6 protein-coding genes, 2 tRNA genes and 1 rRNA gene are annotated in these 9,039 nt (G+C 47.6%); 1 reads left to right on the top strand and 8 read right to left on the bottom strand.

All coding sequences use genetic code 11. The features are described from left to right. Window positions 1–51: 51 nt before the first annotated feature. A complete protein-coding gene (gene recJ, locus I6E38_RS13570) occupies window positions 52–1,776 on the bottom strand; it encodes a single-stranded-DNA-specific exonuclease RecJ (RefSeq protein ID WP_235394498.1) in 1,725 nt (574 codons plus the stop codon). Window positions 1,777–2,093: 317 nt separating this feature from the next. Here recJ and I6E38_RS13565 point away from each other — a divergent pair, with 317 nt between their 5' ends. Then, entirely contained in the window at window positions 2,094–3,296 is a 1,203-nt protein-coding gene (locus I6E38_RS13565) for a sialidase family protein (RefSeq protein ID WP_235394497.1), read from the top strand. A gap of 120 nt (window positions 3,297–3,416) precedes the next feature. On the opposite strand, the gene groL is transcribed toward I6E38_RS13565, so the two are convergent. The 7 genes from groL to rrf all read right to left on the bottom strand — a co-directional run. Next, window positions 3,417–5,048, bottom strand: coding sequence for a chaperonin GroEL (gene groL, locus I6E38_RS13560; protein ID WP_235394496.1), 1,632 nt, complete (start codon window positions 5,046–5,048; stop codon window positions 3,417–3,419). Window positions 5,049–5,132: 84 nt separating this feature from the next. Continuing rightward, window positions 5,133–5,405, bottom strand: coding sequence for a co-chaperone GroES (locus tag I6E38_RS13555; RefSeq protein ID WP_235394495.1), 273 nt, complete (start codon window positions 5,403–5,405; stop codon window positions 5,133–5,135). Window positions 5,406–5,682: 277 nt separating this feature from the next. Further along, window positions 5,683–5,755, bottom strand: a tRNA-Gly gene (locus tag I6E38_RS13550). 28 nt (window positions 5,756–5,783) lie between these two features. Then, window positions 5,784–5,859 (bottom strand) — tRNA-Thr (locus I6E38_RS13545). 78 nt (window positions 5,860–5,937) lie between these two features. Then, window positions 5,938–7,569, bottom strand: a complete 1,632-nt coding sequence (locus tag I6E38_RS13540; protein WP_235394494.1) for an OmpP1/FadL family transporter — start codon at window positions 7,567–7,569, stop codon at window positions 5,938–5,940. A 70-nt stretch (window positions 7,570–7,639) separates the two neighbouring features. Next, the gene (locus tag I6E38_RS13535) at window positions 7,640–8,650 is read right to left on the bottom strand and encodes a DUF3300 domain-containing protein (protein WP_235394493.1); all 1,011 of its coding nucleotides are present in this window, start codon (window positions 8,648–8,650) and stop codon (window positions 7,640–7,642) included. 305 nt (window positions 8,651–8,955) lie between these two features. Beyond that, window positions 8,956–9,039, bottom strand: a 5S ribosomal RNA gene (rrf, locus tag I6E38_RS13530); the annotation flags it as partial.

Raw genomic sequence — 9,039 nt, 5'->3', positions numbered from 1 at the left:
AATCAAAGCATACCACTCCCCTCCCTGCGGGGGAGGGGCCGGGGGTGGGGCTTACTCCTCCTCCGTCGGCCTGATATCCTCAATCTGCAGCTGCACCATGTTGCGCTTGAACACATTGTCCTCAATAGTATAAGCAATGTCGAAGCTGCGCTTTGACTTGATGTAGCGTGCCGAGGCGCTTTGTCCAAAAGCAATACCGTTGACAACATTGCTCGATTTGGAGTCGACCAGTTCGAGCTTGATATGTTCCTGCTCGCGTCCCACCACCTTGCTCGTACCGTAGTCGTAGACGCCTACAGTGCTGAAGAGCGGCTTAGTATTGCAAGGACCAAATGGTGCAAAACGCTTCAGGTCATTGTGTAGTTTCTTAGTGATGTCGCGGAAGTCAATCTCGGCATCAATATTGAGCATCGCCTCAGTCTGTTCGGGCTGTATGTGTTCGTCGACATACTTCTGGAAACGGCGACGGAACTCCTGAATGTCGTCCCAACGCAACGTCAGCCCGGCAGCATAGGTGTGTCCGCCAAAGTTGACGAGCAGGTCACGACAGCTCTTTATGGCAGAGTATATGTCAAAACCCGTAACGCTGCGTGCCGACCCCGTGGCAAAGTCACCATCGCGGGTGAGCACTACAGTCGGACGGAAATATATTTCGGTCAGTCGCGAAGCCACAATGCCTATCACACCCTTTTTCCAGTGCTCATCATAGAGCACAATAGACGACTGATGGCGTTGGCTCTCCAGTCGCGAAACAATGTGGTTGGCATCCTCGGTCATCTGCTTGTCAATGTCCTTGCGTTTGTCGTTGTAGCAGTCGATGTGCTTTGCCTTTTCAAGAGCGTGCGAAAAGTCCTTCTCCACAAGCAAATCCACACTCTCGCGACCACTTTCCATACGTCCCGAGGCATTGATGCGCGGACCTATCTTGAACACGATATCACTCATCGAAATCTCGCGTCCGCCAAGACCGCAGATGTCGATTATGGCCTTCAAACCGATACTTGGGTTCTGATTGAGCGTCTTCAGACCGTGGAAAGCCAGAATTCGGTTCTCCTCAGTCACCGGAACGATGTCGGCGGCAATGCTCACAGCACACAAATCGAGCAATGGGATGAGCCGTGCAAACGGAATGCCGTTGTTCTTTGCGAATGCCTGCATAAACTTGAATCCGACCCCACATCCGCAAAGATGTTTGAATGGATAGGTGTCGTCTGGACGCTTGGGGTTGAGTATGGCTACAGCGGGCGGCAATTCGTCATCGGGCATGTGATGGTCGCAAATGATGAAGTCGATGCCGAGACTCTTTGCATAGGCTATCTCTTCAATGGCCTTGATGCCACAGTCAAGAATAATGATGAGCTTTACGCCCGTCTCCTTGGCATAGTCAATGCCCTTCTTGCTTACACCATATCCCTCATCGTAGCGATCGGGAATATAATACTCGATGTTGGAGTAGAACTGCTGTATAAACTTATACACCAGCGCTACCGCCGTGCATCCGTCTACGTCGTAATCGCCATACACCAGGATGCGCTCCTTGCGCCCCATAGCGTCGTTAAGGCGGTCGACGGCCAGGTCCATATCCTTCATGAGGAACGGATTGATAAGGTCGGCCAGCTGCGGATGGAAGAATCGCTTGGCCGCTGACTCTGTTGTGATGCCCCTTAGCATGAGCAACTGGGCGAGTATCGGGCTGACATTCAGCTTCGCCCCCAGTTCGTCAGCCGCCTGTTTCTCCTCTTTCGTAGGTGGCTTGTAATTCCATTTGAATAACATTATATATAGTATTTTTATTTTTCGTCATTGGGAGGGTGCAGATTGCTACGTTCGTATAAAGAAAAACGTGTGTAAAGTTACAAAAATATTACGTAAAATACGTACCCTAATATAGTTTTTAATTATATATAACGCTTGCCTATTAATCATATACAAATCATATTTAACTATAAAATTTACTTAATTATATATGTTATATAAAATAATTTAATTAATTTTGCCAACAAATTAAACACGCTAACATAAAACACGCTGACATAATAGAGACCAAGCAACTACTCTCAAAATAAATCTAAATCAAAAAATACCTCAGAATTATGAAAAGAAAACTTTGTGTGATGTCTGCCATCGTTGCAGCAGCATTATTCGTAACTGACGCTTCTGCACAGACCGTACTGTTCAAGAGCGACACAGTGTCAACCTGCTACCGCATCCCCGCACTGGCTAAGGCTAAGGACGGCAGCATTTTCGCTTTCACCGACTTCCGTCCGTGCCGCACCGACGTTGGCGGTGGTGTGATTGACGTAGTGGCAAAGTGCAGCACCGACAACGGACGCACCTGGAGCAAGGAGCAAACCGTCATTAAGGGCGGTGGTGACAATATTCCGTTTGACGTGGCTCACGGCGACGCTGCAGTGGTGACCGACCGCAAGACCGGCGAGATGCTCATGATGTGTGCTTCAGGCAACGTGTGGTACTGGCAGTCAACACTGAAGAATCCCAACCGTGTAGGACGCTACTACAGCAAGGATGGATTCAACTGGAAGGGCGAGGAAATTACCGACCAGATATACAAGCTCATGAACGGTGCCGTTCACAAGCTGTTCTTCTCGTCAGGCCGCATCTGCCAGAGCGCCAAGATTAAGGCAGGCAAGTACAACCGCATATACTCGGCTCTGTGTACAAACGTAGGCAACGTAGTGCTCTACTCTGACGACTTCGGACACAACTGGACTCCGCTGGGTGGCGCTGAAGCCCGTCCGGCAAAATTCGGTGACGAGGCAAAAATCGAAGAACTGCCCAATGGTGACGTTCTGCTGTGCAGCCGCTCGCAGCGCGGTGCCGGCCGTATATTCAACATATTCAAGTATAGCAACGCAAAGCGTGCCGAAGGACAATGGCAGACTGCTGCCAATCTCGACCCAATGTACAAGTCGGCTATGTGCAACGGCGAAGTGCTCATCGTGAACGCTGTACGCAAGGCCGACGGCAAGAAGACCAACGTGCTGCTCTACTCTGTCCCGATGGATGCCAAGCGCAACTATGTGGGCATATACTATAAGGAGCTGGCTTCGACAGCCGACTATTCTTCGCCCGAACTGCTGACTAAGGGATGGAAGACTTTCCGTCTGAGCAACACCGATTCAGCCTACTCTACTATGGAACAGATGAACGACGGCAACATCGCCTTCTTCTACGAGGAGACTCATCAAAAGGGTGGCTACGACATGGTGTTCTATTCGCTGTCTCTCGACAAGATTACTAACGGTGAATTTGTAGCCGGTAAGGTAAAGAAATAAACATCAAACAAACATAGGATGCCACAAACTCCTATCACAAAAAAAAGGTTGCAAACCATAATGGTCTGCAACCTTTTTTGTTTGGTTATATATTGGGGATATAATGTCGTTCTTTGCGAATTACATCATGCCGCCCATGCCACCCTGGCCCATAGGCATTGCGGGAGCCTTTTCCTCAGGCTTGTCGCAAATGAGGCACTCAGTGGTGAGGAACATACCTGCGATAGAAGCAGCATTCTCAAGAGCTACACGCTCAACCTTAGCCGGGTCAATAACTCCAGCCTCGCGCAAGTCCTCATAAACGTCCTTACGAGCATTGTAACCGAAGTCGCCTTCGCCCTCACGAACCTTCTGAACAACAACGGCACCTTCGCCACCTGCGTTCTTCACAATCTGACGAAGCGGCTCCTCGATAGCACGACGTACGATGTTGATACCAGTCTGCTCGTCGGCATTGTCGCCCTTCAGGTTCTCAAGAGTCTTCTGAGCACGAATGTATGTAGTACCGCCACCTACAACAACGCCTTCCTCCATAGCTGCACGTGTAGCACAGAGAGCGTCGTCAACGCGGTCCTTCTTCTCCTTCATCTCAACCTCGCTGTTAGCACCAACATACAGAACTGCTACGCCACCTGCGAGCTTTGCAAGACGCTCCTGAAGCTTCTCCTTGTCGTAAGAGCTCTTGGTGTTGGCTATCTCGTTCTTGATCTGTGCAACACGGTCGGCTATAAGCTCCTTCTGACCGGCACCACCTACGATAGTAGTGTTGTCCTTGCTTACAGTAGCCTTCTCGCAAGTACCGCAGAGGTCGAGTGTAGCCTTGTCCAAAGACAGACCCTTCTCCTCGCTGATGACAACGCCACCAGTCAATGTAGCGATATCCTCGAGCATAGCCTTACGACGGTCGCCGAAGCCAGGAGCCTTAACAGCACAAATCTTCAAGCCACCACGCAGACGGTTTACTACCAATGTGGTCAATGCCTCTGAGTCAACATCCTCTGCAATGATGAGCATCGGACGTCCGCTCTCAGCTGCCGGCTGCAGGATAGGCAGAAGATCCTTGAGATTGCTTATCTTCTTGTCATAGATAAGGATGTATGGGTTGTCCATAACGCACTCCATCTTGTCAGCATCTGTAACGAAGTAGCCACTCAAGTAGCCACGGTCGAACTGCATACCCTCTGTAACACCGATGCTGGTGTCGCGGCTCTTGCTCTCCTCGATAGTGATAACACCATCCTTAGATACCTTGCGCATAGCGTCAGCCAAAAGCTTGCCTATCTCAGGATCGTTGTTGGCAGAAACGGTAGCTACCTGCTCAATCTTGTCGTAGTTGTCGCCAACAATCTCAGCAGTCTCCTTGATGTGGTCTACTACGGCTGCAACAGCCTTGTCGATACCACGCTTCAAGTCCATAGGATTGGCACCAGCAGTAACGTTCTTCAAACCCTCTGTTACGATGGCCTGTGTAAGGATGGTAGCGGTTGTTGTACCGTCGCCTGCATCGTCGCCGGTCTTGCTTGCTACGCTCTTAACGAGCTGGGCACCTGTGTTCTCAAACTTGTCCTCAAGCTCCACTTCCTTAGCTACAGTAACACCGTCCTTAGTAATCTGCGGAGCACCGAACTTCTTCTCGATAACTACATTGCGACCTTTCGGGCCGAGTGTAACCTTAACTGCATTAGCCAATTTGTCGACACCGTTCTTCAACAGGTCGCGGGCGTCTATATTGTATTTAATTTCTTTAGCCATGATTATTCAAATGTTGAATGTTAAATGTTGAATGTTGAATTGTTCGCTTACGCGAATTATGAATTAAGAATTTTGAGTTTTGAATTACTTCTGAACTACGGCAAGAACGTCACTTTGACGCATGATGAGGTACTTTGTACCCTCAACCTCAAGCTCTGTGCCCGAATATTTGCCGTAAAGAATCTCGTCACCTTCTTTAAGAATCATTTCCTCATCCTTAGTGCCATTGCCAGCGGCAACGATAGTACCGTGCTGCGGTTTCTCTTTTGCTGTATCAGGAATGATGATTCCGCCAACTTTTTCTTCTGCCTGTGCAGGAAGTACAAGCACTCTGTCTGCTAATGGTTTAATGTTCATAATTCTTATGATTTTAATTGTTTATATTCTTATTGTTATGAACCTTGCGGCGTTTGCCGTTGCTGTTCGGTTAGCATATAGCCAAAAACGTGCCAAAATTTGTTTACCGCATTTTTTACTTTCAGTTGCAAGTTGCAAAAAGTGGAAGAATGACATATATGGCAGTAAAATATGACACAATTGGCACTTCCTAATTAGTAAAAAAGTAAAAAGGCGATTGCCATAATTGACAACCGCCCTACTATTTAAAACGAAAGATTTTACCGAGAATTGCACGAGCGGTAAACGGGGTTCGAACCCGCGACCCCCAGCTTGGGAAGCTAGTGCTCTACCAACTGAGCTATTACCGCAACAGTTTGATTATACACTAAGAAAGTGTGGAGCCGATACCCGGACTCGAACCGGGGACCCACGCATTACGAATGCGTTGCTCTACCAACTGAGCCATATCGGCTTGCTCACATTTTCTGAATGCGGTGCAAAGGTAAGGCTTTTTTTTTATTACGCCAAACTTTTGCACCGTTAAATGTGATTAGAACTTATAGCCTACTGTGAACAGAAGTTGATTGCGCTTGTTGCTTACCTTTACGGCGTCGCATACATTGTCAAACTTAGGCTCTGAATTGTCTACATAACTCATGAATGGATAGAAGTCGCCATTGGTCTGGCTGTACTGATAGGCAAGGTCGAACGAGAATTTGCCGTAGTTGTATCCTACACCTGCTGTGAAGCGATGGGTGTCCTTCCAGTTGGTATAGTCGGTTGTCGAAGCGTAGTATGTGCCATACGACTCCAGACTTCCGTCCTTAAATCCGTTCTTGTTGTACATAGCCGACTGGTAGTTGTAGCCAAGACGAACAGCAAAGTTCTTCTCGGGCTTGAACTCCATACCTACCTTGACGGTGTGTACTCCCTTGAGCGAGTTCTTGATGTTCTGCTTCATAGCCTCATCGCGCGAACTTGTCTCATAGTAGTTACCCCAATAGTCAACCTCTCCCCCATCGTTGACACGGATGTCGTTGGTGGTATAGTCGGCATATTCATATGTGGCACCGAGTGCAAGATAGTTGCCTACGGTATGGCCGAGGCTCACACCGAAACGCCAAGGAGTGTAGAACTTGAAGTCGTACGACTCGCTTGACTTGTCATGATCTCTTGAACCATAAGCCTTATCGGTATTATTGTTGAGCACGGTATAGTTGCGAGTGGTGAGGTCGTACCATGTAGGCGTGTGAACATACAATCCGATACGGAACGGCGACTCTTCAGCCGGACGGAATATCAAGCCCGCCTTAACGTCGAAACCAGTACCTGTAATCTTGCGCTCATCGTTCATTGCTACGTCACCAATAGCTTTACCACCGTCAACAAGACTCTCTGAATACAATGATGAGCTGTTGTAGTGAACGTCGTATATTCCTACTGTGAATCCCCAGTAGAAGCGGTCGTTTGAGTTGCCGCTAACATTGAAATCGTACTGACCTATATATCCTGTAGTAGAGCGTCCGAAGTCGTAACCGGTAGCATTGTAGTAAACAGGAGTATTATCGCTTTTATTAAAAATAATACCATAATTGGGGTCTTTTTTATCTTCAGACATCCAAGCCTTATCTATATTATTGAAAAGCACATTGCTGTACAGATAATCAGCTTGGCTATAAGCTCCCGAGTTACTGACAAGTTTATTATTTTGGGTCTCCAATCTATAAAATCCATTGGCATTCTTCATAGCCGACAGCTTATTCTGCGAAGCATTGTTAAGACGGCCGGCTGCTGTGAGTATCTGATCGAAGTTCTTGCTCTTGGTGTAGTTGAAGCCGAAGTTGAGCATCGAATGTCTGCCCGAACGCATTGAATAGACAAAGCCAGCCTGATCAAAACTCATGTTTGTCTTGTTGGCATTGCCAAACGACTTGGCATCCTGCTGACTGTTGAAGCCAAACGAACCTGCCACCATGCTGCGACGGAACATACCGATGCCCGCAGGGTTGGTGCCGATAGTTGATATATCTGCACCAAGTGCCTCCATAGCTCCACCCATACCTACATAACGTGCAGTACCGTTAAGGTCTTTCGTAGCAAGCTGGGCATTGTCGTATGTCTCCTGTGCGCTGACAGCGGTGCCAAGCATCGCTACAGTCATTAAAGAAAGTATCTTTTTCATATTCTTACGAATCAATAAATATTACATTATATATATTTACATATAGCCATCCGATAACCGACAGGCTTTGTTATCGGCGACTGCCAAATCCGCCACGGCTTCCGCCCATTGAGCCTCCGCCTCTTGTGCCTCCGCCGAACGAACCTCCGCCAAACGAACCTCTGTTAGTGCCAAAGCTTGAACCGCCTCCGAATGTGCCGCGATTGCTACCGAAGTTGCCTTGGTTCTCAAACATCGGACGCTGTGTCTGCTGCTGATAGTTGTCGAATGTATTACGGTCGTTGCGTGTACCATTATTTGAACGACGACTGCCAAAACTACCGCGACGATTGCTATTGTTCATGTCGTAGTCGCGACCGTAGCTGTTGCGATTAGACACGCCATAGCGTCTGCCATTTGAAATCGAACCGCCTGCCGAGTGGTTGCGTGTACCAGTTGGACCACCTGCTATATAACGAACACCTGGGCGATACCATCCGCCCCAGCCCCAATAGGGCGATGACCATCCATAGTAGCCATAGTGCCAAGGATTGTACCAGCCACCATACCAACCTGAGTAGTATGGACCATACCAACCTGAATAATACGGACCGTACCATGGATCATACCAAGGGTCGTACCATCCATAATATGAACGCCAATAGGGACGTCCCCAATAGCTGCCATAGAACCAAGGATCATAGAATCCGTCAAAACGGCTCATACGACGCGACCACATGAAGTCGCTGTCCATATCATCGTCATAGTAGCGTTCCGAACCGGGATATATTGTTATGGTAGAATCCAGGTCGGCCTTGCCATACGTTCCGTCTCCCTCACGAAACTCTATGATGTCGTTGCCCAACGAGTCGGTACCTATCTTCTGATAGTAGCTCTTCAGTTTGCCACGCCGATTGTATTCGTCAACGTCGCGACTGCTGCCACAATAGTAGGTAGGACGTTCTACTTCCTTCTTTTCTTTATTATACGTGATGTCTGTTTTCGCTCTCTTCTTTGGAGTGAAATAGACATCATCCTGAGCATCCATACAGAGCGGCATGGCTCCAAGGATAAGCGAAAGCAATAAAAACCGTGTATCCATATTCTCTTACATTTAAGTATCTTTTCTATTATTAGAATGCAAAAACCAGCAAAACATTGCATGGTTTAAAGCAATTCTAATTTATCTACTGCAAAATTAATGCTTCTTTTTTGAGGTTGTATGGGGAAAACCCTAAAACGATATAGGATTTACCCTAATTTTTTGTTTTTTTAATGACGGGCTTAGAATAAGTATGTAAACAAGCCATATATTATATAATGTACGTATATAATAATGTATAGTGCGTAGCATAATGGCATAAAAAAAGGTCTCCAAAGTCGTTAGACCTTGAAGACCTCAAGTAAAGAAGGCAGCTACCTACTCTCCCGCATTGCATTGCAGTACCATCGGCGCAAGCGGGCTTAACTTCTCTGTTCGGAATGGGAAGA

The organism is Leyella stercorea, from assembly GCF_021531355.1.
In the GTDB taxonomy this organism is placed as follows: Bacteria; Bacteroidota; Bacteroidia; order Bacteroidales; family Bacteroidaceae; genus Prevotella.
This window is presented reverse-complemented; position numbering and strand designations above follow the sequence as displayed.